Origin of the sequence: Yinghuangia aomiensis (assembly GCF_039542225.1) — a bacterium.
In the GTDB taxonomy this organism is placed as follows: domain Bacteria; phylum Actinomycetota; class Actinomycetes; order Streptomycetales; family Streptomycetaceae; genus Yinghuangia; species Yinghuangia aomiensis.
Genome location: NZ_BAABHS010000030.1, coordinates 72,493 through 97,622, shown reverse-complemented (window position 1 = coordinate 97,622; position 25,130 = coordinate 72,493). Strand labels below are relative to the sequence as shown.

21 protein-coding genes are annotated in these 25,130 nt (G+C 72.8%); 15 read left to right on the top strand and 6 right to left on the bottom strand.

From position 1 onward, the window contains the following. The 3 genes from sucB to ABEA93_RS32090 form a co-directional block, all read left to right on the top strand. The coding region (gene sucB / locus ABEA93_RS32100) for a 2-oxoglutarate dehydrogenase, E2 component, dihydrolipoamide succinyltransferase (protein ID WP_345679382.1) at positions 1–1,405 on the top strand (1,405 nt) is incomplete at its 5' end. 105 nt (positions 1,406–1,510) lie between these two features. After that, on the top strand, positions 1,511–2,437 hold the full coding sequence (locus ABEA93_RS32095) for a TIGR01777 family oxidoreductase (protein WP_345679381.1): 927 nt from the start codon (positions 1,511–1,513) through the stop codon (positions 2,435–2,437). A 239-nt stretch (positions 2,438–2,676) separates the two neighbouring features. Beyond that, on the top strand, positions 2,677–3,981 hold the full coding sequence (locus tag ABEA93_RS32090) for an NAD(P)/FAD-dependent oxidoreductase (protein ID WP_345679380.1): 1,305 nt from the start codon (positions 2,677–2,679) through the stop codon (positions 3,979–3,981). A gap of 90 nt (positions 3,982–4,071) precedes the next feature. Here the strand turns inward: ABEA93_RS32090 and ABEA93_RS32085 are convergent, their stop codons facing one another. Beyond that, a complete protein-coding gene (locus ABEA93_RS32085) occupies positions 4,072–5,445 on the bottom strand; it encodes an NsdA family TPR-like regulatory protein (RefSeq protein WP_345679379.1) in 1,374 nt (457 codons plus the stop codon). A 390-nt stretch (positions 5,446–5,835) separates the two neighbouring features. Here ABEA93_RS32085 and ABEA93_RS32080 point away from each other — a divergent pair, with 390 nt between their 5' ends. The 5 genes from ABEA93_RS32080 to ABEA93_RS32060 all read left to right on the top strand — a co-directional run bounded on the left by ABEA93_RS32080 (position 5,836) and on the right by ABEA93_RS32060 (position 9,692). Further along, positions 5,836–6,480, top strand: coding sequence for a hypothetical protein (locus ABEA93_RS32080; RefSeq protein WP_345679378.1), 645 nt, complete (start codon positions 5,836–5,838; stop codon positions 6,478–6,480). Between the two features lie 75 nt (positions 6,481–6,555). Beyond that, on the top strand, positions 6,556–7,341 hold the full coding sequence (gene lipB / locus ABEA93_RS32075; RefSeq protein ID WP_345679377.1) for a lipoyl(octanoyl) transferase LipB: 786 nt from the start codon (positions 6,556–6,558) through the stop codon (positions 7,339–7,341). Between the two features lie 120 nt (positions 7,342–7,461). Then, positions 7,462–8,409: a lipoyl synthase gene (gene lipA, locus ABEA93_RS32070; protein ID WP_345679376.1), complete on the top strand. Its 948-nt coding sequence runs from the start codon at positions 7,462–7,464 to the stop codon at positions 8,407–8,409. Between the two features lie 300 nt (positions 8,410–8,709). Next, complete coding sequence (locus ABEA93_RS32065; protein WP_345679390.1) at positions 8,710–8,934, top strand: hypothetical protein; 225 nt, start codon at positions 8,710–8,712, stop codon at positions 8,932–8,934. Between the two features lie 71 nt (positions 8,935–9,005). Next, positions 9,006–9,692, top strand: a complete 687-nt coding sequence (locus tag ABEA93_RS32060) for a DUF4191 domain-containing protein (protein ID WP_345679375.1) — start codon at positions 9,006–9,008, stop codon at positions 9,690–9,692. Between the two features lie 97 nt (positions 9,693–9,789). Here ABEA93_RS32060 and ABEA93_RS32055 read toward each other — a convergent pair whose 3' ends face one another. Next, on the bottom strand, positions 9,790–10,365 hold the full coding sequence (locus ABEA93_RS32055) for an RDD family protein (RefSeq protein ID WP_345679374.1): 576 nt from the start codon (positions 10,363–10,365) through the stop codon (positions 9,790–9,792). Positions 10,366–10,610: 245 nt separating this feature from the next. Here ABEA93_RS32055 and glnA point away from each other — a divergent pair, with 245 nt between their 5' ends. Beyond that, on the top strand, positions 10,611–12,026 hold the full coding sequence (gene glnA, locus ABEA93_RS32050) for a type I glutamate--ammonia ligase (protein WP_345679373.1): 1,416 nt from the start codon (positions 10,611–10,613) through the stop codon (positions 12,024–12,026). Between the two features lie 114 nt (positions 12,027–12,140). Here the strand turns inward: glnA and ABEA93_RS32045 are convergent, their stop codons facing one another. Continuing rightward, a complete protein-coding gene (locus ABEA93_RS32045) occupies positions 12,141–13,106 on the bottom strand; it encodes a pirin family protein (protein WP_345679372.1) in 966 nt (321 codons plus the stop codon). Next, the gene (locus ABEA93_RS32040; protein ID WP_345679371.1) at positions 13,103–13,978 is read right to left on the bottom strand and encodes a helix-turn-helix transcriptional regulator; all 876 of its coding nucleotides are present in this window, start codon (positions 13,976–13,978) and stop codon (positions 13,103–13,105) included. Before ABEA93_RS32040 ends, ABEA93_RS32045 begins: the two co-directional genes overlap by 4 nt. A gap of 222 nt (positions 13,979–14,200) precedes the next feature. On the opposite strand from ABEA93_RS32040, the gene ABEA93_RS32035 reads away from it, so the two are divergent. Continuing rightward, a complete protein-coding gene (locus ABEA93_RS32035) occupies positions 14,201–15,124 on the top strand; it encodes an NADP-dependent oxidoreductase (RefSeq protein WP_345679370.1) in 924 nt (307 codons plus the stop codon). A gap of 238 nt (positions 15,125–15,362) precedes the next feature. Further along, positions 15,363–16,172, top strand: a complete 810-nt coding sequence (locus ABEA93_RS32030; RefSeq protein WP_345679369.1) for a phosphatase PAP2 family protein — start codon at positions 15,363–15,365, stop codon at positions 16,170–16,172. Here the strand turns inward: ABEA93_RS32030 and ABEA93_RS32025 are convergent. Then, positions 16,133–19,186 (bottom strand): bifunctional [glutamine synthetase] adenylyltransferase/[glutamine synthetase]-adenylyl-L-tyrosine phosphorylase, encoded by a 3,054-nt coding sequence (locus ABEA93_RS32025; protein WP_345679368.1) that lies wholly within the window; start codon positions 19,184–19,186, stop codon positions 16,133–16,135. The two genes, ABEA93_RS32030 and ABEA93_RS32025, sit on opposite strands and share 40 nt — an antisense overlap. A gap of 283 nt (positions 19,187–19,469) precedes the next feature. Between ABEA93_RS32025 and ABEA93_RS32020 the strand changes: the two genes are divergently transcribed. Further along, on the top strand, positions 19,470–20,081 hold the full coding sequence (locus ABEA93_RS32020; RefSeq protein WP_345679367.1) for a TetR/AcrR family transcriptional regulator: 612 nt from the start codon (positions 19,470–19,472) through the stop codon (positions 20,079–20,081). Positions 20,082–20,204: 123 nt separating this feature from the next. On the opposite strand, the gene ABEA93_RS32015 is transcribed toward ABEA93_RS32020, so the two are convergent. Continuing rightward, positions 20,205–21,566 carry a glutamine synthetase family protein gene (locus ABEA93_RS32015; RefSeq protein WP_345679366.1) on the bottom strand — a complete coding sequence of 454 codons (1,362 nt, stop codon included), beginning with the start codon at positions 21,564–21,566 and terminating at the stop codon, positions 20,205–20,207. Positions 21,567–21,817: 251 nt separating this feature from the next. Between ABEA93_RS32015 and ABEA93_RS32010 the strand changes: the two genes are divergently transcribed. From ABEA93_RS32010 to ABEA93_RS32000, 3 genes are all read left to right on the top strand, one after another. After that, positions 21,818–22,282, top strand: a complete 465-nt coding sequence (locus ABEA93_RS32010) for a carboxymuconolactone decarboxylase family protein (protein WP_345679365.1) — start codon at positions 21,818–21,820, stop codon at positions 22,280–22,282. Continuing rightward, positions 22,279–23,262 carry an RNA polymerase sigma factor SigJ gene (gene sigJ / locus ABEA93_RS32005; RefSeq protein ID WP_345679364.1) on the top strand — a complete coding sequence of 328 codons (984 nt, stop codon included), beginning with the start codon at positions 22,279–22,281 and terminating at the stop codon, positions 23,260–23,262. The genes ABEA93_RS32010 and sigJ overlap by 4 nt, the downstream gene beginning before the upstream one ends. Positions 23,263–23,331: 69 nt before the next feature. Then, entirely contained in the window at positions 23,332–25,101 is a 1,770-nt protein-coding gene (locus ABEA93_RS32000; RefSeq protein WP_345679363.1) for an acyl-CoA dehydrogenase family protein, read from the top strand. The last annotated feature ends 29 nt before the right edge of the window (positions 25,102–25,130 follow it).

Genomic DNA, 25,130 nt, shown 5'->3' with positions numbered 1-25,130 from the left:
CCCGGCGCCCGCGCCGGCCCAGCAGGCCGCACCCGCCGCGCCGGCCGCGGCCGCCGCGCCCGCGGGCGAGGCCGCAGGCACCCCGGTGCTGCTGCCCGCGCTCGGCGAGAGCGTCCAGGAAGGCACCATCACCCGCTGGCTCAAGCAGGTCGGCGACACCGTCGCCGCCGACGAGCCGCTGCTCGAGGTGTCGACGGACAAGGTCGACACCGAGATCCCCGCGCCGGTCGGCGGCGTACTGCTGGCCATCCACGTGGCCGAGGACGAGACCGTCGAGGTCGGCGCCCAGCTCGCGGTGATCGGTGCGCCGGGTGCGGCTCCGGCCGCTGCCCCGGCTACCGCTCCGGCGGCTCCGGCTCCCGCCGCTCCGGCCCCGGCCCCCGCGCCTGCTCCGGCGCCCGCCGCGCAGGCTCCGGCTCCGGCCGCTCCCCCGGCTCCCGCGCCGGCCGCGCAGGCTCCCGCGTCGGCCGCCGCCGAGGCCGAGGGCGAAGCCGCGTACGTCACGCCGCTGGTGCGCAAGCTGGCCGCCGAGCACAACGTGGACCTGTCCACCGTGTCCGGCACCGGCATCGGCGGGCGCATCCGCAAGCAGGACGTGCTCGACGCCGCGCGCACCCAGGCCCCGGCACCCGCCGCCGCCCCGGCCGCGGCCGCCAAGCCGGCCACGGCCGTCGAGGCGTCGCCGCTGCGCGGCCAGACGGTGCCGATGACGCGCATCCGCAAGGCGATCGCCAAGCACATGGTCGACTCGCTGCAGGTGTCGGCGCAGCTGACCACCGTGGTCGAGGTGGACGTCACCAACATCATGCGGCTGCGCACCAAGGCGAAGAACGACTTCCTGGCGCGCGAGGGCGTGAAGCTCTCGCCGATGCCGTTCTTCGTCAAGGCCGCCGCCGAGGCCCTCAAGGGCCACCCGGTGCTCAACGCGCGCGTCAACGACGACGACACGATCACCTACCACGCGGTGGAGAACATCGGCGTCGCCGTGGACACCGAGCGCGGCCTGATGGTGCCGGTCATCCACGACGCGGGCGACCTGAACATCGCCGGCATCGCCAAGAAGACCGCGGACCTGGCGGCGCGCACCCGCGCCGGACAGGTCAAGCCGGACGAGCTGGCGGGCGGGACCTTCACGGTCACCAACACCGGCTCGCGCGGTGCCCTGTTCGACACGCCGATCCTCAACCAGCCGCAGGTGGGCATGCTGGGTGTCGGTGCGACGGTGCGCCGCCCGGTCGTGATCCAGTCGGCCGAGCTGGGCGAGACGATCGCGATCCGCGACATGGTCTACCTGGCCCTGTCGTACGACCACCGCATCGTCGACGGCGCGGACGCCGCACGGTTCCTGACCACGCTCAAGGCCCGCCTGGAAGAAGGCGCGTTCGAGGGCGACCTGGGTCTCTGACCCGGAACCGAGTGCGCATCGCCCGCGAGGGCGGTCCCGGCCACGCGCCGGGGCCGCCCTCGCGGCTTCCCCGCCTTCGGTGCCCGGGGGTGGCACGATGACGGCATGCGTATCGCCGTCGCCGGTTCGTCGGGGCTCATCGGTGCCCCGCTCGTCCGCGCCCTCCTCGCCGACGGCCACGAGGTCGTGCGGCTGGTCCGCCATGCCCCGCAGGCCGCCGACGAGGCCCGCTGGGACCCCAAGGGCGGCATGGTCGACGCCGCCGCCCTGAGCGGCACCGACGCGGTGGTGAACCTCGCGGGTGCGGGAGTGGGCGACCGCCGGTGGACGGCCGCCTACAAGCGCGAACTCCGCGATTCGCGGATCCTCGGGACGTCGACGCTCGCCCGCGCGATGGCGGCGATGGACGAGCCCCCGAAGGTGTTCCTGGCCGGCTCCGCGGTGGGCATCTACGGCGACACCGGCGACCGCGTGGTCGACGAGTCCGAGCCGCCCGGCTCCGGGTTCCTGGCCGACCTGTCGGTCGACTGGGAGGCCGCCGCGCGGCCCGCGGTGAAAGCCGGGGTGCGGGTGGCGCATCTGCGCACCGGGCTGGTGGTGACGGGCAAGGGCGGTGCGTTCGGGCCGCTGTTCCGGATCTTCCGGCTGGGCCTCGGCGGACGGCTCGGTTCGGGGCGCCAGTACTGGAGTTTCGTGTCACTCGCCGACGAGGTCTCCGCGATCCGGTTCCTGCTGACCGCGGACGGCGTGCGCGGCCCGGTCAACCTCACCGCCCCGCAGCCGCTGACGAACGCCGAGGCCACCAAGGCGATGGGGCGGGCGCTGCACCGTCCGGCGGTGTTCCCGGTACCGGGGTTCGCGCTCCAGGCGGCCTTGGGCGAGTTCGCCGACGACGTGCTCACCGGGCAGCGCGCCGTGCCGCATGTGCTGACCGACGCGGGCTTCACGTTCGCGCATCCGACGTTCGACCTCGCGCTCACCGCGGCCTTGGGCCCCTCGTCCTCGTCGTCCTCGTCGTCCTCGTCGTCCTGATCGCGCGGCGCGGAATCCGCGCCGCGCGCCGATGACGGTGATCGATTCCGTACGTTTTCCCGCCGCAATACCGGAGTTCACCGGGACGGACGATCAACTTCCGCTTACCGTTTGCCAATTCCTGACCGTTCCGGCGCGCTCGGCGGATACTGCGCGCTTTCCTGCGGTTGCGTTGGGTATGAGTCCAAGGCGACCGCGCGGCCGCCCGCGCCGCGCTCCGGGCACCGGGAGGGGACACCGTGGCCGAGGCACACCGCAGCGATGTGATCGTCGTAGGGGCAGGGATCGCCGGACTCAGCGCGGCCCGACGGCTGGCCGAGGCCGGGGTCGACGTGGTGGTGCTGGAAGCCGGCGACCGGCCGGGGGGCCGCGTGCGGACCGACGTGGTCGACGGCTTCCGCATCGACAACGGCCTGCAGACCCTGGCGACGGCATATCCCCAGGTCGCGGCCCGGATCGACCTGGCCCGACTGGACCTGCGGGCGTTCGCGCCGGGCGTCCGGGTGCCGGGCGGCGGGGCCGTGCTCGACGGCGTGTGGCACACGGGCGGACGGCGCATCGGAGACATCCGCCGGGTCCGCGGCGCGCTCGGGGCGCTGCGGACCGGCGGACTTCCGGCCACCGCGGACCGCGCCCGGGTCGCCGCCGCGCTCGGACGCGCGTCGGCGATGCCGGTGGCGCGGATCCTCGCCGCGGCGGACGGGCCCGCCGCGGAGGCCGGGTGGCCCCGGGCGTTGCGGCCGCTGCTCACGGCGCTCCTGCACGACCCGGAGCTGGCCTCGTCGCGGCGTTTCGCCGACCTGGAGCTGCGCTCGTATCTGCGCGGCCGCTCCGCGGTCCCGGCGCTCGGCATGGGCGCCGTCCCGGAGCAGCTCGCCGCGGCGCTGCCGCCCGGCACGGTGCGCTACGGGGTGCGCGTCACCGCGGTCGCCACCGACCGGGTGGCGACCGACGTGGCCGGCGAGATCCGGGCCCGCGCGGTGATCCTGGCGACCGACCCGGCGACCGCCGTCGAGCTGCTGCCGGGCTTGCGGCGCCCGGCGCTCCACCGGCTGACCACGCTGTGGCACGTCGTCCCGCAGGCGCCGACGACCGAGCCGGTGCTGATCGTGGACGGCGACGATCCGGGCCCGCTCAGCCACACGGCGGTGATCAGCGAGATCGCCCCGACGTACTCCCCCGACCGGCGTGCCCTGGTGTGCTCGACGGTGCTGGGGCACGACGGCACCGAGCCGGCCAAGCTCGAACTCGTGGTGCGGGAACGCCTGTCCGCGGTCTACGGCGGGACCGGCCGGGACTGGACGCACCTGACGACCCGCCACCTCCCGGCCGCGGTGCCGGTCGTGGAACCGGGCCACAACTTCCGGCGCCCGGTGCGGGTGCTCGCCGGGCTCTACGTGTGCGGCGACCACCGCGACTCCAGTTCGCTGCAAGGCGCACTGGCGTCCGGCCGCCGCGCGGCCCGCTCCGCACTCGCCGACCTGGGCGCGCTGACCGCGTTCGCGGAGGGCGCGCGCCCGGGCGGCAAGGCCCCTGCGGCCTGACCGGCTCCCGACCCGGCCTGAGGGCGGGGAGCGGCACGCCTGCCGCTCCCCCGTCCGGTCACCGGGCTGCCGGTCGCCGGACCTGTCCGGTCACCGCGCCGGACGCAGGAACTCCCGCGTGCGTTCGGTGAAGTCGCGGACCGCCGGCGAGTCCCGGTACGGCGACAACCGCAGCGAGAACTCCCGGACGTAGTCGACCGCGCGGGCCGACCGCAGACCGCCCGCCTGCTCGGTGGCGGCCGCCGACACCTCGCACGCCTGGTCGAGTTCGCCCAGCCCGAGCAGCGCGGTGGCCAGCACCGTGCCGCAGAACAGCCGGCTGCGCGCGTACTCCTCCTCCCGGAGCTTCAACGACCGCTCGGCGAACTCCTTGGCTCTGCGGTGGTCCTCCAGGTCCCGGAAGCAGTGCGCGTGCTCGTCGTGCAGCTGGGCCTCGTCCATGTGCCGTACCCATTCCGGGTCTTCGCCCGGCGGCCCGGCCTGCCCGAACGCCTGCTCGGCGCGCACCAGCGACGCCATGCAGGACCGGCTGTCGGCGAGCAGCCCGTGGCCGCGCGCCTCGACCGCGTGCAGCATGAACCGCACCCGCGGCGAGGCCGCGGCCGTGGTGCCCTGCTGCGCGACCCGGGCGAGTTGCACCGCCTCGCGGCCGTGCCCGAGGTAGATCGCCTGGCGGCTCATGGTGGCCAGCACGTAGGCACCCAACTCCCGGTCGCCCGAGGCTTGGGCGAGCCGCAGCGCCTGCACGAAGTACCGCTGGGCCATGCCGTGGATGCCGATGTCGTACGCCATCCAACCCACAAGCCGGGTCAACAGCGCCGCCGCGCCGAAGAGTTCGCACCCGACTTCGCCGGCGTACGAACCGCGCAGCATCGTCGCCACCTCGGTGTCGAGATAGCGCACGAGTGCCTGCCGCGCGTGGCCGCCGCCGTAGGTGTTGTCGAGCCGCCGGAACGCTTCGCCGACGGCTCTCACCGCGGACACGTCGCCGAGGCTGACGCGGCCTCCTTCGGCCCGGGCCGGTTGCTCGTCGCCCGCGCCGATGAGCCAGTCACGGCTCGGCACGACCAACGCGCCCGGGGTGAAAGCGGCTTCCACAAGGGCGGGCCGATGCGCGGAATCGGCCTGCCACATGCCGGAGACGATGTCGACGGCTTCGGCGGGACCGGTTGCGTACTCCAGTCCCGCATAGTCGGGACGGCACCCCGCCATGCCGAGGTCCTCGGCACTCAGTTTCCGGGAAAGCCGTTGGGTGAACACTTCCGCCAGCAGTATCGGCACGATGCCCCGTGGGTGCTGGCCGCGCAGCCAACGCGCCACGGAGGTTTTGTCGTACCGCAGGTCGAGACCTTGCTCGGCACCGAGCTGGTCGACCCGGCGGGCGAGGCCGGCGTGCGAGAAACCGGCTTCTTCCACCAGGGAAGCCAGCCGGTGGTTGGGACGCCGTTCGGCCCTGGTCGTCATTCGCTAGTACGCCTCCCGCAGAGGGGATGGGATCGCGCGAGAATTTAGCGACCAAGAACAAGCAGGAATCGCCATTTCGGCGAGAACGACCCTTTCAGGTGATGGCTCCGGTGTTGCGCGCCCAATTCGCGCCACCCAGTGCGCTGGTGCCCTCGGTACCTGCGCTGTTGTGCCATACGGCGCCGTCCGGCAACATGCGCGGCACGCGGTTCCGCCGTCTAGGCTGTGGCCCGCCGGGGGGCATTCCGAAAGCCATATCAAGTCATCATCCAGTCACGTTCAGTCGACGTTATTTCGGGCGGGGGTTGCGGCGTGGGCCGGCACGGTGACCGGGCGGCGGACGGCGGCACGAGCGGCCGGCGCGGGCGTGGGGACGGAACGGCACAAGGGGTGGCGCTGCCGCTCGTCATCGCCGCCGTGGTGTGCTTGCTGGCGACCTCCGGAGTGTGGCTTTTCCGCGGCGGGGACTCGGGCAAGGACAAGACCCCGATCGGCCTCAACGTGCCGAGCGTGACGGTGTCGCAGCCGGAGCCGACCCAAGTGCCCGGGACGGCTACGGGAAGCCCGTCGGCGGCACCGGAGACGACGGGGACGGCGAGCGCGTCCGCCAAGCCGACGAAGACGACCGCGGCGCCGACCACGAAGCCGCCCTCGACCACCGCAAAGCCGCCGACTTCGGCGCCTCCGCCGCCCACGACGGCTCCACCGAAACCTTATGCGGCATCAGGGTCCGCCAGTTACGACCGGTGGAACGACTACGTGACCCTGACGGTCACCGTGTCCAATCCCAACAGTGCGCCGCTGGGCCAGTGGACGGTCGGCGTCGGTGGCAGCCGGGTCAGCGGTGCCTGGATGCAGAGCGGACCGCCCGGCGCTCAAGGCACGCGAAAAGGCGCGACCGGCTCCGGACCGGTCGCCGGCGGCACCAGCTTCCGTCTGGTGTTCGTCGTGGAGTACCAGCGAAACCGGCCGTCGTCGATCACGGTCGACGTCAACGGCGCCACCACCAACATCGACGTCGACGACGGCTGGTAGGCCCGCGGCAGGCCCCGGCGAGCCGCGCCAAGCCCCTCGCCCGACCCCACTCCCGCCCGGCCGTACCCTTGTCCCGTGGCTGACTTGCACTTCGTTCACGCCGGCATCGGCGACCAGGCCGTTCCCTACCAGGACGCGTGGGACGAGCAGCGGCGCGTGCACGCCGCCGTCGTCGCCGGTGAACTGCCGGACACGTGCCTCCTCCTCGAACACCCTCCCGTCTACACCGCCGGGCGCCGCACCGAGGACGCCGAGCGTCCGGTCGACGGCACTCCCGTCGTCGACGTCGACCGCGGCGGCAAGATCACCTGGCACGGCCCCGGCCAGCTGGTCGGCTACCCGATCGTGCGGCTGACCGAGCCGGTCGACGTGGTCGCGCACGTGCGCCGCCTCGAAGAAGCCCTCATCCGCGCCTGCGCCGAATTCGGCCTGGAGACCACCCGGATCGAAGGCCGCAGCGGCGTGTGGGTGCTGGGCGACCCGGTGCCCGCCCCAGCCCCGTCCGGCGGTCTGAACCTGCGGCTCGACGCCCGGATCGCGGCGCCGGACCCGCGGGCCCACCCGGAGTTCGACCCGCGGCTCGCCGGGCCCGAGTACGCGCCGTCCAACGCCGGCCAGCGCGGCGACGACCGCAAGCTCGCGGCGATCGGCGTCCGGGTCTCCCGCAAGGTGACCATGCACGGCTTCGCCCTCAACTGCGACCCCGACATGACGTGGTACGACCGGATCATCCCGTGCGGCATCCGCGACGCGGGCGTCTCGTCGCTCAGCGAGGAGCTGGGCCGCCCGGTGCCGGTCGCCGAGGTGCTGCCGGTCGTGCAGCGGCACATGGCCGCGGTCTTCGCGCCGTTGGGCGTCTGACGGGAATCACCGGCCGACCCGGCACGTTGCCGGTTCCGGACGGCCGAAACCCGGGGCGTACCCTGGAGGCACCGCCCGCGCCGAGCCGAACCGGCTACCACTCCGTACAAGGGAGTTCGTGTGTCCGCTGTCGCACCCGACGGCCGCAAGATGCTTCGCCTCGAAGTCCGCAACGCCGAGACCCCCATCGAGCGCAAGCCGTCCTGGATCAAGACCCGCGCGAAGATGGGCCCGGAGTACACCGAGCTGAAGGGCTTGGTGCGCCGCGAAGGCCTGCACACGGTGTGCGAGGAAGCCGGCTGTCCGAACATCTACGAGTGCTGGGAAGACCGCGAGGCGACGTTCCTCATCGGCGGCGACCAGTGCACGCGGCGCTGCGACTTCTGCCAGATCGACACCGGCAAGCCGGCCGAGCTGGACCGCGACGAGCCGCGCCGGGTCGCCGAGTCGGTCCAGGCGATGGGCCTGAAATACGCGACGGTCACCGGCGTCGCCCGCGACGACCTGCCGGACGGCGGGGCCTGGCTGTACGCCGAGACCACCCGGCAGATCCACACGCTGAACCCGGGCACCGGCGTCGAGCTGCTGATCCCGGACTTCACCGCGCAGCCCGACCAGCTCGCCGAGGTCTTCTCGTCGCGCCCCGAGGTGCTCGCGCACAACATCGAGACCGTGCCGCGGATCTTCAAGCGGATCCGCCCCGGCTTCCGGTACGAGCGCTCGCTGCAGGTCATCACCGCGGCGCGCGAGGCCGGCCTGGTCACCAAGTCCAACCTGATCCTGGGCATGGGCGAGGAGCGGGACGAGATCAGCCAGGCGATGCAGGACCTGTTCGACGCGGGCTGCGAGCTGCTGACGATCACCCAGTACCTGCGGCCGACGGTGCGCCACCACCCGGTGGAGCGGTGGGTCAAGCCGGAGGAGTTCGTCGGGCTCAAGGAGGAGGCCGAGGACATCGGCTTCGCCGGGGTCATGTCCGGGCCGCTGGTCCGCTCGTCGTACCGCGCGGGGCGGCTGTACCGCCAGGCGCTGGACCGGCGCGAAACGGGCGCGACGGCGCACGCATGAGGCGCGCGCGAGGGCGTGCGCGGATTTCGCGCGGCGGCATCCGGCTGGTCTTCGTGAGCCGAACGACCGAATCCGCAAAGGTCGCGTTTCAGTTGTTCACGATGGTTTGACCCTTAGGTCATGCCCTGGTAACACAGGGTGGCGAGGGTGGAACGCACCGCGCCAGACGCCTTCACACACCTATCCGGACCCGGTTCCCGGGCCGGTGACAGGGGGACAGCAGCCATGCAGGTCGGCAAGGTCGGAGACGTTCCGTTCGGCCGGATCGCCCGCGGCAACGCCGCCGCGGTGCGGGATGCGATCGAGCGGGGGGCGTCGGCCCGGAAGGCCACCGTGGGGGCGGTGCTGCGTACCGTCGAGTCGTTGTTCTTGTTCCAGGGCGGCCAGCGCACCGCGCGGCGCAACGCGTGGGACGCGGTGTGCGACGACCGCCGCCGGGCCCGCGCCCGCGCCGAGGCGACGGACCTGTTGGAACGGCTCGCGAACGAGGCGCCCGCGCCCCGCGTGAGCACCGTCCGGGTCTGACCTCAGGGGCCGCCGTATCAAGGCGGCCCCGCCCCCGCCGAACCCGGGACGCGCCTGGGTATCCTGTGCGCATGGCGAGCAAGGAATCATCGGAGAAGAGCGGCCGGCTTCAGCAGATCCGGCTCGCCTACCAGATGACAAAGAAGTCCGACTCGAAGGTCGGACTGGTCGTGGCGGCGTGGGGCCTGGGCGTCCTCGGGGTGTTCCTGGCGATCGGCTTCCTGATCGACCACCCCATCATCCTCGGCATCCTCGGCTTCCTCTTCGGCATCGTCGCGGCGGCGTTCGTCTTCGGGCGGCGCGCCGAGAAGGCGGTGCTGGGGCAGATGGAAGGCACTCCCGGTGCCGCGGCGGCGGTGCTGCAGTCGCTCCGGCGCGGCTGGGCCGTGACGCCGACGGTGGCCGTCACCCGCAACCAGGACGTCGTGCACCGGGCGGTCGGCCAGGCCGGGATCGTGCTGGTCGGCGAAGGCCAGCCGAGCCGGGTGGCGAACCTGCTGGCGGCCGAGAAGCGCAAGATGTCGCGCGTCGCCGAAGGCGTCGTGGTGACCGACATCATCGTCGGCGACGACGAGGGCCAGGTGCCGCTGCGCAAGCTCCAGGGCCACATGATGAAGCTGCCGCGCACCATGTCGAAGGCCCAGGTCGGCACGGTCAACGACCGGCTGCGGGCGCTCGGCGGGCTGCTGGACAACATGCCGGTGCCAAAGGGCCCGATGCCGAAGAACGCGCGCATGCCGCGCGGTCCGCGCCGCTGACCCGGCCCTTCCGAGATTCACCCCCACCAACGCAACGGCGGTGGCGTGCGACCCCTGCGGGTCGCGGCGCCACCGCCGTTCTTCGTGGTACGTGTGGTCAGGCCCGGATCACCGCGGTGCCGACCGCCTTGTCGTGCAGGCCGCGGCCGTCGCGGTCCCATATGGCCGCCGGGAAGACCATGCAGAGCAGCAGCGTGCGCAGCACGACGGCGAGCGGGGTCAGGTACGGGCGGGTGACGGAGACCACGCGGAGGCCCATGATGCGCTTGCCGACGGTGTAGCCGAGGGTGCTGACCAGCAGCAGGTTCTCCGCGGCGAACACGGCGAGCGTGCCGAAGCTGGTGCCGGTCGCGTTGAGCTGCCCGTGGCCGAGGAACGCGAGGGCGATCACATAGGAGAGCCCCCAGTCGATCGCCAGGGCGCCGAGGCGGCGTCCGGTGGAGGCGAGCGAACCGGGGCCGTCCTCCGGAAGGCCCAGGCGCTTGCCGCTGTACCCGAAGTCGTCGGGCTCGGGGGCGGGAGTGCTCGCCGGGCGCGGCCGGGCGGGCTTCGCGCCGCCCTGGGGCGCCTGGCTCCCCTGGGCTCGGGATGCGGTGGTGCGCGCGGGCTTCGGCTCGGTGCCGGCCGGCGCGGCGGGCTTGGGTGCGGCGGTCCCGCGTCGTTTCCTGTCCACCCCACCAAGGTAGATGAGTGACGTGGGCTACATCCCCACCGGGGCAAACGTGCAGGATGCGGCAAGATCCGTCCGGTGGCAACCGTAGTGGCCCGATTGGGCGACCGCGTAACTTGTGTGAAACATTCGGGACACCGGCGGGAAACCGCCTCGTCCTACCTTCGGGACCAGTGGCCAGCGGGGAGAAGGGCCGCCCCCGAGAACGAGAAGCTACCCGAGCCCGGAGCCGGGTCGAGGAGGCATGGATGTTCAACAACGCCGACGAGGTGTCGCGGTACATCACCGACAACGACGTGAAGTTCGTCGATGTCCGGTTCTGCGACCTGCCTGGCGTCATGCAGCACTTCACGATCCCGGCCGAGATCTTCGAGCCGGCGGAGACGCTCGCGTTCGACGGCTCTTCGATCCGCGGCTTCCAGGCGATCCACGAGTCCGACATGGCCCTGCGCCCGGACCTGTCGACGGCCCGGATGGACCCGTTCCGCAAGGACAAGACGCTCAACATCAACTTCTTCATCCACGACCCGCTCACGGATGAGGAGTACAGCCGCGACCCGCGCAACGTCGCGAAGAAGGCCGAGCGCTACCTGGCCGGCACCGGCCTCGCGGACACCGCGTTCTTCGGCCCCGAGGCCGAGTTCTACGTGTTCGACGACGTGCGTTTCGAGACGAACCAGCACGAGTCGTACTACCACATCGACTCGGTCGCGGGCGCCTGGAACACCGGCCGCGTCGAGCAGGGCGGCAACCGCGGTTACAAGGTCCGCTACAAGGGCGGCTACTTCCCGGCCCCGCCGGTCGACCACTTCGCCGACCTGCGCGCCGAGATCTCCCTCGAGCTGGCCGCCGCGGGCCTCGAGGTCGAGCGCCAGCACCACGAGGTCGGCACCGCCGGCCAGGCCGAGATCAACTACAAGTTCAACACCCTGCTGGGTGCGGCCGACGACCTGATGCTCTTCAAGTACATCGTGAAGAACGTCGCGTGGCGCAACGGCAAGACCGCCACCTTCATGCCGAAGCCGATCTTCGGTGACAACGGCTCGGGCATGCACTGCCACCAGTCGCTGTGGAAGGACGGCGCGCCGCTGTTCTACGACGAGGTCGGCTACGCGGGCCTGTCGGACATGGCGCGCTACTACATCGGCGGTCTGCTGAAGCACGCCCCGTCGCTGCTCGCCTTCACGAACCCGACGATCAACTCGTACCACCGCCTGGTCCCGGGCTTCGAGGCGCCGGTCAACCTGGTCTACTCGCAGCGCAACCGCTCGGCGTGCATCCGCATCCCGATCACCGGTTCGAACCCGAAGGCCAAGCGCATCGAGTTCCGCGTGCCGGACCCGTCGTCGAACCCGTACCTGGCCTTCTCCGCGATGCTGATGGCGGGCCTGGACGGCATCAAGAACAAGATCGAGCCGCTGGAGCCGGTCGACAAGGACCTGTACGAGCTGGCGCCCGAGGAGCACTCGGCCGTTCCGCAGGTCCCGGGCTCGCTCCCCGAGGTGCTGAACGCGCTCGAGGACGACCACGAGTACCTCCTCGAAGGCGGCGTGTTCACGTCGGACCTCATCGAGACCTGGGTCGACTACAAGCGCACCAACGAGGTCGACCCGATCCGTCTGCGCCCGCACCCGCACGAGTTCGAGATGTACTTCGACCTCTGATCGGCCCGCTCACCCGCTGAGCCCGCCGCACTCGAAAGCCCCCGCCATGACTCGCTCTGGCGGGGGCTTTCGGATTTCCGACGTGCTGCGTGCGGCCGCCCGCGGCGGGACTCTTCAGCGCGCCCGGCCGCGCGGCTTCAGCGGGGTGGCCGGGAGGGACGGGGCGTCCAGGCGGGGGGCGTGGTAGCCGTGGACGGTGCCGAAGCGTTCGTCGGCCTGCCACTGCCGGCGGCCCTCCGCGATCTCGTCGTGCGTGCGGGCGACGAAGTTCCACCACATGACGATCTCTTCGTCGAACGGCTCGCCACCGATGAGGACGACGTTGGCGGCCGCGTCGGCGCGCAAGTGGAGGTCCCCGCGGCCGCAGCCGAGGTAGAGCAGCGAGCCGACCGGGAGGGCGACGCCGTCGACGACCGCGCCGGGTTCGTTGGCGATGGCGGCGTACTCGAAGTCGCGGTTCAGCGGGATGCGGACGTCGGCGCCCGCGGCGAGGGTCAGGTCGGCGCCGGCCAGCGGCGTGTAGGCGGTGCCCGGCGACGAGGCGCCGTCGAACTCGCCCATGATGACCGTGCCGTCGAGCCCGGGCGCGGAGAACGTCGGCAGTTCGGTGTGGTGCTCCCAGGCCGGCGCCGTGTTGCGGTGCGCGTCCGGCAGCGCGACCCACAGTTGGACGCCGTGCAGGAACGTCGGGTGCGGGTCCGGGGATTCCTCGGAGTGCGCGATGCCGCGGCCGGACGTCATCAGGCCGAGGTGGCCGGGCAGGACGTGGGCCAGGCTGCCGACGCTGTCGCGGTGCAGGACCTCGCCCTGGCGCAGCCACGACACGGTCTGGAGGCCCATGTGCGGGTGCGGCGCGACTTGCATGCCTTCCTGGCCCGCGACGTCGTCGGGGCCGTACTGGTCGGCGAAGCACCAGGCGCCGACCATGCGGCGGCCGAGGGTGGGCAGGACGCGCCGGACGGGGTGCCCGGTGCCCAGGCTCACCTCGCGGCCGGCGATCAGTTCGTGGACGGGCTCCGCGGAGACGCCGTCGCGGCCGCCGCAGACCCGGACGGCGGGATGGGTGTCGAGGTCGCTCATGGCGCAACCGTAACCTCGGCGGCCGGTGCGGCGGCGAACGTCTCGCCGCCGACCACGCGGAGCAGTTCGAGCTGCGCCGCGTACGGCGAGCCCGGCGGCGGCGTGAAGATCAGCAGCTGCTGGTCCTCGCTCGGCGTGAGGAGGCGTTCGAGCCCGAGGTCGACGAGTCCGACGACCGGGTGCAGGACGCGCATGCGGCTGCTGCGCCGCACTCCGACCTCGTGCCGGTCCCACAGCACGGCGAACTCCGGGCTGGCCGCGCGCAGCCGGGCGACCAGCCGGGTACTGGCCGGGTCGTAGGACCTGCGGGCGACGGCCGCGCGCAGGTCGGCGACCTGGATCCGGGCCTGGTGCTCGTGGTCCTCGGCGGGGTAGGCGGCGCGGACCGCGGGGTCGGTGAACCACCGCCACACGACGTTGCGGCCGTGCTCGGAGACCGTGCAGACGCCGCCGAACAGCTCCTGCGCGAGGGTGTTCTGGGCGAGCAGGTCGCCGAGGTCGCTGAGGATCTGCGCGGGCGTGTCCTCGATGCGGTCGAGGAGGTGCCGCAGCGCCGGGCTGATGGTCTCGCCCGCGTGCCGTCCGGCGGGCGGGCGGTGCCCGGCGAGCAGGTAGAGGTGGTCGCGCTCGTCGTCGTTGAGCCGCAGCGCGCGGGCGAGCGCGCCGAGCATCTGGGTGGACGGCTGCGGGCTGCGGGCCTGTTCGAGGCGCATGTAGTAGTCCGGGGACATGCCGGCCAGCGCGGTGACTTCTTCGCGGCGGAGCCCGGGGGTGCGGCGGCGGCTGCCTTCCGGGAGCCCGACGTCGGCGGGGCGGAGGCGTTCGCGGGAGCGGCGCAGGAAGTCGGCCAGCTCGCGGCGGTCCATGTCCATGCCCATGATGGTGCGCCCTCCCGGAGGCGGTAACCAGGGACCCGCGATCCTAGCCAGCGCGGTCCTCTCCCTCACCGGGTCAAGGGCTGGCACGGTCGTGGTGTTCCCGACAACGAAGCGGACGGGGCGATCCCGCCCCGTCCCCATGATTTAACTACACGGTTCAGTCATTTCTCAATACTGAACGGTGTGGTTCAGTCGTCGTACCCCCGAGGAGATCCCATGCCCGCCGTCGTCCGATTCGCCGCCCACGGTCCCGCCGACGTCCTCGCCGTCGCCGACGCCCCGCTCCCCTTGCCCGGCCCGCGCCAGGTCCGCATCCGGGTGCGTGCCGCGGGGGTCAATCCGCTCGACTGGAAGATCCGCGCGGGCCTGCTCGCCGCGGTGTTCCCCGTGGAGCTGCCGCACGTGCCCGGCCAAGACGTCGCGGGCGTCGTCGACGCGGTCGGCGCCGACGTGGCCGAGTGGGCCGTCGGCGACCCCGTGTTCGGCATGGGCACCGCCACGTACGCGGAGTACGCCCTGGCCGGCGCCGACCGCCTGGCCCGTAAGCCCGACACCCTCCCGTGGGACCTCGCCGGCGCGCTGCCGACCGCCGCGGACGCCGCGTTCCGTGCGCTCGCCGAGGTCAAGGCGCAGGCCGGCGACACCGTGCTGGTGCACGCCGCCGCGGGCGGCGTGGGCACCCTCGCACTCCAGTTCGCACGGGCCGAGGGCATCCGCGTCATCGGCACCGCGAGCGATGCCAACCACGCCTACGTGCGCGGGCTGGGCGCCGAGCCGGTCGTGTACGGCGCAGGCCTTGCCGACCGGGTCCGGGCCCTGGCGCCGTCCGGCGTGGACGCCGCGGTGGACCTGGTCGGCGGCGGCGTGGTCGGCGTCTCGGTCGCGCTGACCGGCGATCCGGCGCGCGTGGTGAGCATCGTCGACCCGGCGGACGCGGGCGCACACGGCGTCCGGTTCTCCAGCGGGCACGACGGCGAGGACTACCTGCGGCAGGCGCTGGAGCGCGCCGCGGAGCTGCACGCCGAGGGGCGCCTCACGGTGCCGATCGCGGGCGTCTACCCGCTCGCCGACGCGGCCGCCGCACACCGGGCGAGCGAGACGGGACACGTCCGCGGCAAGCTCGTTCTGACCGCGGCCTGACCCCCTCCGGAGGTACCGCGCACGGGGCCCGCAGCACGCCTGCGGGTCCCCGGCCTGCCGCTTCCCTCACCCGGGCTCATCTCCCGGAGGTACACGCCACGGGCGGAACCCTCCCTGCGGGTGAGGAGGGCAGGCGCCCTCTCTGGCAGACTTGGACTCTATGGGGGAAACACCGACCCAGGAGCGTCCGCTGCCCACGCCGTCCCCGAAATCGCGTGCGGCGCAGCTCCGTACGTATATGCGCACACCGCGCCGCCCGCGCTTCGTCGTCGAACTGGCGCTGGTCGCCCTCAGCTACTGGGTCTACTCCCTCATTCGCAACGCGGTGCCGAACCGCGAGTCGCTGGCGATCCAACGGGCGTGGGACCTTCTCGACTTCGAGAAGTCGCTGCACATCGACATCGAGCACACGATCAACCACGCGGTCAACAGCGTGACCTGGCTGATCGTCTGCATGAACTACTACTACGCCACGCTGCACTTCATCATCACCATCGGTGTGCTTGTGTGGTTGTTCCACTGGCATCCCGGGCGATATCGGGCAGTTCGCACCGTCCTGTTCCTCACGACCGGACTGGCGCTGTTCGGCTACTTCTTCTACGCGCTGGCTCCGCCGCGCCTGCTGCCCGGCGGCGACTTCATCGACACGGTGCTGGTGCACCACACATGGGGCTCGCTCGCGTCCGGTGACATGAAGAGCGTGTCCAACCAGTACGCCGCGATGCCGTCGATGCACATCGGCTGGTCGACGTGGTGCGCGCTCGCGATCTGGAAGTTCGCGAGGCCGATGTGGGTGCGGGTGCTCGGGCTCATCTACCCGCTGTTCACGTTGGTCGTCATCATGGCGACCGGCAACCACTTCCTGCTCGACGCCGTCGGCGGATGGATCACACTGGCCGCCGGGTTCGGCATCCAGTGCCTGGTCAACGGGCACTCCGCGTACAAGTTCCCGCGCTACCCGCCGGACGATCCGCGGTCGCGCGAGAAACACGACGAACCGCCCGGCGGTCAGCGCGAACCGGCCGGCGCCTCGTCGACCTCGCCGTAGAACACCCGGTCGACCACGGCGCGGGCATGCCGGGTGATGCGCCGGTAGTCCTCGATGACGGTGCCCGCGCCGACCGCGCCGTCGCCCGTGCCGCGGTAGCCGAGCAGGCGCCCGACTCCGGCGAGTTCCCGCACGTCCGAGGGGAACGTGTCGGACGGGCGGCCGCGCACGACCATCACCGCATTGCGCACCCGGGTGGCTTCCAGCCAGGCCTCGTCGAGGACCTTGGCGTCCTGGGCGTCCAGCACGCCGGCTTCGGCCGCCGCGGCGAGCCCGTCGCGGGTGCCCGTGGTCCGCAGTTCCGGGATGGCGTGGCCGTGCTGCATCTGGAGGAGCTGGGCGACCCATTCCACGTCGGCCAGGCCGCCGCGGCCCAGCTTGGTGTTGGTGGTCGGGTCGGCGCCGCGCGGGAGGCGTTCGGCTTCGATCCGGGCCTTCATGCGGCGGATCTCGCGGACGTCGGCGTCGGTGAGCCCGTGCTCCGGCCAGCGCAGCGGCGCGATCATCTCGAGGAAGCGGGCGCCGAGGTCGGCGTCCCCGGCGACCGGTGCGGCGCGCAGCAGCGCCTGGCTCTCCCACAGCTTCGACCAGCGCTCGTAGTAGGCGCGGTACGACGCGAGGGTGCGCACCAGCGGCCCTTGGCGGCCTTCCGGGCGCAGGTCGGCGTCGACGACCAGCGGCGGATCGGTCGCGGGGAGCTGGAGCAGGCGGCGCATCTCGTTGGCGATCGCGTGCGCCTGCTTGGCGGCGGCGGTTTCGTCGACGCCTTCCACGGGCTCGTGGACGAACAGCACGTCGGCGTCGCTCGCGTAACCCTGCTCGTGGCCGCCGAAGCGGCCCATCGCGATGACCGCGAGGCGGGTGCCGACGGCGGTGCCGGTGTCGCGGGCGTAGCCGTCGGCGGCGGCGCGCAGGGCGCCGCTGAGCGTGACCGCGGTGACGTCCGACAGGGCGCGGCCGACCGCGTCCACATCGAGGTGGCCGAGCACGTCGGCCGCGACGATCCGGAAGAGTTCGCGGCGCCGGACGCTCCGCGCGATCTGCACGGCGACCTCGGCGCTGGGCGCCCGCCCGACCGCGGCCTGGACCTCCGCTTCCAGCGCGGCGCGTGAGCGCGGCCGCAGCCCGTCCGGGTCCCCGAGCAGCGCGACCGCCTCGGGGGCGCGCAGCAGGAGGTCGGGGGCGAGGCGGCCGGAGGCGAGGACGCGCGCCATGTTCTCCGCGGCCGCGCCGCCCGCCGAGCCCGCGCCCGAGTCGCGCAGCAGCCGCAGGTACCAGTGGGTGTTGCCGAGCGCGTCGGACACCTGGCGGAACGCCAGCAGGCCCGCGTCGGGGTCGGCGGAGTCGGCGAACCAGCCGAGCATGACCGGCAGCAGGGTGCGCTGGATCGCGGCGCGGCGGCTGACGCCGGAGGCCAGCGCTTCGAGGTGGCGCAGCGCGCCGGCCGGGTCGGCGTAGCCGAGGGCTTCGAAGCGCTGCGCGGCGGCCGTCGGGGTCAGCCGGGTCTCGCCGGGCTGGAGGCGGGCGACGGCGTCGAGGAGCGGCCGGTAGAAGAGCTTCTCGTGGAGGCGCCGTACTTCGTGCTGGGTGCGCCGCCAGGTGGCCTCGAGTTCGCCGACGGGGTTGCTGCGGTACCCGAGCGACCGGCCGAGGCGGCGCATGTCGGCCGGGTCGGTGGGCAGCAGATGGGTGCGGCGCAGCCGGAACAGCTGGATGCGGTGTTCGAGCAGGCGCAGGAAGCGGTACGCCTCGTCGAGTGAAGCCCCGTCGGCGCGCCCGACGTAGCCCTCCGTGGACAGCGCGCCCAGTGCGTGGAGGGTCGAACCGCTGCGCAGCGAGGCGTCGGCGCGGCCGTGCACGAGCTGGAGGAGCTGGACGGCGAATTCGATGTCGCGCAGGCCGCCGGGCCCGAGCTTGAGTTCGCGTTCGACTTCGCCGTGCGGGATGGAGTCGACGACGCGGCGGCGCATGGCCTGGACGTCGGGCACGAAGTTGTCGCGTTGCGCGGCGGTCCACACGAGCGGGGCGATGCTGTCGGCGTAGCGCTTGCCGAGGGCGAGGTCGCCGGCCACCGGGCGGGCTTTGAGCAGGGCTTGGAACTCCCAGGTCTTGGCCCAGCGCTCGTAGTAGGCCATGTGGCTGGCGAGGGTGCGGACGAGCGGCCCGTTGCGGCCTTCCGGGCGCAGGTTGGCGTCGACCGGCCAGATGCTGCCTTCCCGGGTGGTCGCGGAGCAGGCCCGCATCAGGGCGGCGGCGAGGCGGCCGGCGGCGGCGAGGGCGGGGCCTTCGTCGACGCCGGGGGGTGCTTCGGCGACGAAGACGACGTCGACGTCGCTGACGTAGTTGAGTTCGCGGCCGCCGCATTTGCCCATGCCGATGACGGCGAGGCGGCATTGCGCGGCGTCGGCGGGGTGATCGCGGCGGGAGATGTCGAGGGCCGCGTCGAGCGTGGCGCCGGCCAGATCCGCGAGTTCCGCGGCGACCTGGGCGACGTCGGCGGTGCCGCAGACGTCGCGGGCGGCGATGGAGAGCAGGCAGCGGCGGTAGGCGACGCGCAGCGTGTCGAGCGCCTCTTCGCCGGTCGGCGCGCCGTGCGCGCGGTCTTCGAGTGCGGCGGCGAGGGTGCGCCGGAAGTACTCGGGAGTGGGGTGCGCGTCCTGGACGTCGTAGGTGACGAGGGTGCGCCAGTCCTCGGGGTGGCGCGCGAGGTGGTCGCCGAGCGCGGCGCTGACGCCGAGCACGCCGAGGAGCCGGTCGCGCAGCGGTTTCGCGGAGGCCAGCGTGGACAGCAGCACCGCGCGGTCGTCGGCGGCTTCGGCCAGCCGGACGAGGCCGAGCAGGGCCAGGTCGGGGTCGGCGGTCGCGGACAGCGCTTCGAGGAGGAGCGGGTCTTCGCGTATTCCGGCGAGGGCGGGGTCCTCGAGCCGGCGGGCGGCCGCCGCGGCGTCGGTGAAACCCAGCCTGACCAGGCGTGCGGTCGAGACGCCCCCGGATCCCGGGTCCCAAGTGGTCACCAGGCGAGCGTATCCGCGGAGCCGCCGCGACCCAACAGGCGACCCGCCGTCCGGACGCACGCACGGCCGCCGGAGGGAAGCCTCCGGCGGCCGTACGGCTCGGGCGTGTCGCCGGCCATCGAGTCCCCCGACCGCGATGTCCGGCAGTGACACGCCACCCGCCCGATGGTGTACGGCGAGCCGTCCCTTCGGGTCGTCCGTCCCACGGCCCGGGGGATCCTCCGTCTTGCCGACTCTCCATACGCCACCGTACGGGAGGTAACCCTACGTTAGCGTGTGTGCTATGCGCAACGGTGTTCCCTCGGACAATGTCCGGACCGACGGCCCTGCTCGGTCCGGCAGACGCACCCTTTCCCGCGACGACTGGGCGCGTGCCGCCCTGGAGGCGATGCGTGAAAGCGGGCTCGGCGCCATCGCGGTCGAACCGCTCGCCGAACGCCTCGGCACCACCAAGGGCAGTTTCTATTGGCACTTCAAAGACCGCGACGCGCTGATCCACGCCGCGCTGGAGCTGTGGTGCACGGAGACCGACGCGATGATGGAGGCCGCCGCCCGCATCACCGACCCGGTGGAACGCGGACGCTGGCTCACCGAATTCGCGTTCACGGGCCCGCAGGGCGCGGACGTCACCACGACGCTGCTGGTCAACTCCCAGCACCCGGTCGTCGGCCCGTTCCTGGACCGCGTCACGCGCCAGCGCCTCGAATGGGGCGCGGGCATCAACGAGGAACTCGGGCTCGCGCCCGAGGAGGCCCGGCAGCACGCGCTCGCCGCGTGGATGATGGCGATCGGCATCGCCCTGGTCCGCCGCGGCGCGCCGCAGCTGCTGCCGCAAGGCGACGAAGCGGACGCGTTCAAGCGCTTCGTCATGGAGCTGATGCGCCCGCTGCGGTGACGGCACGGACACCGGGCGCACAAAAACAGCCGCGCCGGCCGACCCGACGGGTCGGCCGGCGCGCTGCTGCGTCGGTGCGCGGTGGCCCCACCGGTCGTGGACCGGTGTCCGGCGTGTCCCGGGCTAGAGGACCGGCAGGTACTTCGCCAGCTCGAACGGCGTAACCTGCTGGCGGTACTCCTCCCACTCCTGCCGCTTGTTCCGCAGGAAGAACTCGAACACGTGCTCGCCGAGCACCTCCGGCAGCAGCTCGCTGCGCTCCATCAGCGCGATCGCCTCGGCGAGGTTCTGCGGCAGCGGCGCGATGCCGAGCGCACGGCGCTCCGCGTCGGTCAGCGCCCACACGTCGTCCTCGGCGCCGGGCGGCAGCTCGTAGCCTTCCTCGACGCCCTTGAGGCCCGCGCCCAGCAGGACCGCGAAGGCCAGGTACGGATTGCACGCCGAGTCGATCGACCGCACCTCGATGCGCGTCGACTGGCCCTTGGTCGGCTTGTACATCGGCACGCGCACCAGCGCGGACCGGTTGTTGTGGCCCCAGCAGATGTACGACGGCGCCTCGCCGCCCATCCCCGCGGTCCGCGCCGACGCGCCCCACAGCCGCTTGTAGGAGTTCACCCACTGGTTGGTGATCGCCGCCATCTCCGCGGCGTGCTTGAGCAGGCCCGCGATGAACGACCGGCCGACCTTGGACAGCTGGTACTCGGCGCCCGCCTCGTAGAAGGCGTTCCGGTCGCCCTCGAACAGCGACAGGTGGGTGTGCATGCCCGAGCCCGGGTACTGCGAGAACGGCTTCGGCATGAACGAGGCGTGCACGCCCTGCTCGAGCGCGACCTCCTTGACCACCAGCCGGAACGTCATGATGTTGTCGGCCGTGCTGAGCGCGTCCGCGTAGCGAAGGTCGATCTCCTGCTGGCCGGGCGCGCCCTCGTGGTGGCTGAACTCCACCGAGATGCCCATGTTCTCCAGCATGGTGATGGCCTGCCGCCGGAAGTCGTGGCTGACCGTCTGCGGCGTGTGGTCGAAGTACCCGCTGTGGTCGACCGGGGTCGGCGGGGTGCCGTCCAGCGGCTTGTCCTTGAACAGGAAGAACTCGATCTCGGGGTGCGTGTAGAACGTGAAGCCCCGGTCCGAGGCGCGCTCCAGGGTGCGCTTGAGGACGTACCGCGGGTCGGCGAAGGACGGCGAGCCGTCGGGCATGAGGATGTCGCAGAACATGCGCGCGGTGCCGGGCGCCTCGGCGCGCCACGGCAGTATCTGGAAGGTCGCAGGATCCGGCTTGGCGAGCATGTCGGACTCGTGCACGCGCGCGAAGCCCTCGATCGCCGAGCCGTCGAAGCCGATGCCTTCCGCGAAGGCCTGCTCCAGCTCGGCCGGGGCGACGGCGACCGACTTCAGGAAGCCGAGCACATCGGTGAACCACAGGCGCACGAACCGAATGTCGCGCTCCTCGAGAGTGCGAAGCACGAACTCCTGCTGCTTATCCATGGGTACATCTTGGCCTGTCCCGGTTGCGAACACATTACGGGCCCTCCAACAAAATCCCCGACCCGGACAACGGCGCCGCCGGAGCCCGCCGGCCTCCGACGGCACCCGCCTGACCTGCGGAAATGCCCGTGTGACTGGCATCACATCTCCGAGCGGGCGAAGCTGTCACATCCGGAGACCGCCGCCCCGTCGTTCGTGTGTCACCGCGCCCGCTCCCCCGGCGGCGCTCCGCACCAGGAAAGGCACCCCTCGTGAACCAGCGCCTGAACCTCGCCAAGACCGCCCCCGAGGGCTACCAGGCCGTCCTCGGCCTGGAGAACTACGTCCGCGCGAACGTCGACCACGGACTGCTCCATCTGATCAAGCTGCGCGCCTCGTTCCTCAACGGCTGCACCTTCTGCGTGGACATGCACAGCACCGACGCGCTCAAGGAGGGCGAGGAGGTCCGCCGGCTCTTCGCGGTCGGCGCGTGGCGCGAGTCGCCGTTCTTCACCGAGGTCGAGCGCGCCGCACTGGCGCTCACCGACGACGTCACCCGGCTCGGCGAGAACGGTGTGTCCGACGAGGTCTGGGCGGCCGCGCAGGACGCCTTCTCGGACCGCGAGCTGGCCGACCTGATCCTGGCGATCAGTACGATCAACGTGTGGAACCGGATCGGCGTCACCACCCACCTGCAGCCCCCGGCGCTCGCGCCGCGGGCGACGGCGGCCGTGTGACGGACACGCTGACCGAGGCGCGTCCCGGCGGTCGGGGACACGCCGGTGCGGACGAGGCCTTCGAGCGGCACCGCGGGGTGCTGCTCGGCCTCGCCTACCGGATGCTCGGCAGCTGGTTCGACGCCGAGGACGTCGTGCAGGACGCCTGGCTGCGCTGGCAGCGCTCCGACCCGGCGTCGATCGAGGACCCGCGCGGCTGGCTGGTCACCGCCACCACCCGGCTCGCCCTCGACCAGCTGCGGTCGGCACGCCGGCGGCGGGAGACCTACGTCGGCCCGTGGGTGCCCGAGCCCGTCCCCACCGGACGGCTCGCCCTCGACCCCGCGGAGACCGCCGAGCAGCGGGCGACCCTGTCGCTGGCCGCACTGCGGCTGATGGAGCAGCTTTCGCCGCCGGAGCGCGCGGTGTACCTGCTGCGCGAGGCCTTCGAGCTGCCGTACCAGGACATCGCCGACGCCCTGGCGATCTCCGCGGCCAACGCCCGGCAGCTGTACCACCGCGCCGCCGCGCGGCTCGGCGGGGACCGCGCCCGGTTCTCCGTGGACCGCCGCGAGCACCTCGACCTGGTCGACCGGTTCGTGGCCGCCGCGGCCACCGGCGACCGGGCCGGGCTGGAGGCGCTGCTGGCCCGCGACGTGGTGCTGTGGAACGACGGCGGCGGCCGGATCTCCGCCTCGCGCAACCCGATCTTCGGCCCCGAGAAGGTCGTCCGCTTCCTGCTGGGCATCATGCGGCGGCAAGCCCGCACCGCGGCGTACCGGATCGACGTCAACGGCGCGCCCGCGGTGCTGCTGGACTTCGGCCACCGCCGGATCCTCCTGGCTTTCGAGACCGCGGACGACGGCGTCGTCGGCGTGCAGGGGCTCACCAACCCCGACAAGCTCCGCGGCATCGGCACCCCCTCGGACGACCCGGTCTTCACGCTGGGCGAGGCCGCGTTCCCGGCCGACGGCGGGCCGAACGGCCGGGCACCGCGCTGACACCGGGCACACCACCGCAGGCCGTCCGGGACTCTTTCTTTGTAAAGATTGCGCTGTTAGCGTGCGCGCGTGGCGGACGACGACGAGGACCGGCTCCTGCGCGACACCGCGGCGCGCATCGCGAAGGCCTTCCGGCCTTCCGGAACTCGCCAGTTGGACACCGATCCCGCGCCCGCGCTCGAAGCGCTGAGCAGCGCCGGGCTGATGGCCATGCGCGGCCCGGGCGGCAGCACCGGACCCGAGGCGGAAACCGCGCAGGTGGCCGTTGTCGTCCGGGAGATCGCCCGCGCGATGGTCCCGGTGCCCTACCTCGACGGGGAGATCGCCGCGGAACGCGCCAGTGGCCGCCCCTCCGCGGCCTTCGCGCTCGCCCTCACCGCCGCTGACCTGGCCGGCACCGCCCGCGGCGCTCTCGACGACGCGCTGGAACACGCCCGCATGCGCCGCCAGTTCGGCCGCCCGGTCGGCTCCTTCCAGGCCGTCGCCCACTTGGCCGCCGACGCCGCGGTCGACCTGACCGCCGCCGACGCCATCGCCGCACACGCCGCCTGGGGTGTCGACCACCTCCCGCCCGCGGACGCCCTCGCGGTGGCCGCGGCCGCCCACACGCTGTCCGCCGAGGCGGCAATCGCGGTGTGCGAGACGGCGATTCAGATCCTCGGCGGCATCGGCATGACCTGGGAGCACCTCGCGCACATGCGGCTGCGCCGGGCGCACCGGCTCGCCGGTACGGGCACACCGGCGGCCCCGGAGCCGCTGCCGGATCTGCGCGCGCTCGACACCCCTCCCGAAGCCGTGTTCCGTGCGGGCCTCGTCGACTGGATACGCACGACGGGGCCGCGCGGCGATCCGGACGACCGTGTCGCGTGGCACCGCACGCTGCACGCCGCCGGGTACGTCGGGGTGTCGTTCCCGGCCGAAGCGGGCGGACGGGGGCTGCCCGCGGCGTACGAAGCGGTGGTCAACGACGAACTCGGCGCGCACGGCATGCCGCCCGTCCCGCCGATCGGCCATCTCGCCCACGCGCTGCGCCGCTTCGGCACACCCGCGCAACGCGCCACGCACCTCGCCGACCTGCTGTCCGGCGCCGTCGCGTGGTGCCAGGGCTTCAGCGAACCCGACGCCGGATCCGACCTCGCCGCCCTGTCCACCCGGGCCCGCCGCGACGGCGACGCCTACCGGGTGACCGGCACGAAGATCTGGACGAGCGGCGCGGTCGAGGCGGAACGCTGCCTGCTGCTGTGCCGCACCGGCGAGCCCGACGGCCGGCACCACGGCCTCTCCGTCCTGCTGGTGCCGATGGACGCGCCGGGGGTTCGCGTCGAACCGATCGTCACCGCGTTCGAGACCCGCGAGTTCGCGCAGGTGTTCTTCGACGACGTCCGGGTGCCCGCCGCCGACCTGCTGGGCGCGGAAGGCGACGGCTGGGCCATCGCGATGGCCCTGCTCGGCTACGAACGCGGCCCGGCGGACATCGGCTGGACCTCGCGCCTGGCCGCGGCCCTCGCCGAGACCCGCGCGCAGGCCGCCGCCGACGATCCGCGCGTCGCCGAGCGGCTCGGGCACGCCGAACGCTGGCTGTACGCCCTGCGCCTGCGGGTCCGCGACCGGCTCCGCGGCCGCTCCCCCGACGCCGACCCCGGGCCGGAGGGCTCCCTCGACAAGCTGCTGCTCACCCGCGTCGACCGGATCGTCGGGCGGCTGCGCCTGGACGTGCTCGGCCCCGACGCGATGACCGGCTACCTGTGGTCGCGAGCGGCCGGCATCTACGGCGGCACCGAGCAGATCCAGCGCGACATCGTCGCCCAGCGGGTGCTGGGGCTGCCGCGCGGCCGCTGAGCCGGCTCGACGGCTCGACGGCTCGACGG

Coding starts and splice junctions, on each gene's coding strand:
- ABEA93_RS32035 (WP_345679370.1), top strand. CDS start 14,201: ATGCCCGCCGTCGTCCGATTCGCCGCCCACGGTCCCGCCGACGTCCTC.
- ABEA93_RS32020 (WP_345679367.1), top strand. CDS start 19,470: ATGCGCAACGGTGTTCCCTCGGACAATGTCCGGACCGACGGCCCTGCT.
- ABEA93_RS32040 (WP_345679371.1), bottom strand. CDS start 13,978: ATGGACATGGACCGCCGCGAGCTGGCCGACTTCCTGCGCCGCTCCCGC.
- ABEA93_RS32085 (WP_345679379.1), bottom strand. CDS start 5,445: ATGACGACCAGGGCCGAACGGCGTCCCAACCACCGGCTGGCTTCCCTG.
- ABEA93_RS32095 (WP_345679381.1), top strand. CDS start 1,511: ATGCGTATCGCCGTCGCCGGTTCGTCGGGGCTCATCGGTGCCCCGCTC.
- ABEA93_RS32045 (WP_345679372.1), bottom strand. CDS start 13,106: ATGAGCGACCTCGACACCCATCCCGCCGTCCGGGTCTGCGGCGGCCGC.
- ABEA93_RS32060 (WP_345679375.1), top strand. CDS start 9,006: ATGGCGAGCAAGGAATCATCGGAGAAGAGCGGCCGGCTTCAGCAGATC.
- glnA (WP_345679373.1), top strand. CDS start 10,611: ATGTTCAACAACGCCGACGAGGTGTCGCGGTACATCACCGACAACGAC.
- ABEA93_RS32030 (WP_345679369.1), top strand. CDS start 15,363: ATGCGCACACCGCGCCGCCCGCGCTTCGTCGTCGAACTGGCGCTGGTC.
- ABEA93_RS32015 (WP_345679366.1), bottom strand. CDS start 21,566: ATGGATAAGCAGCAGGAGTTCGTGCTTCGCACTCTCGAGGAGCGCGAC.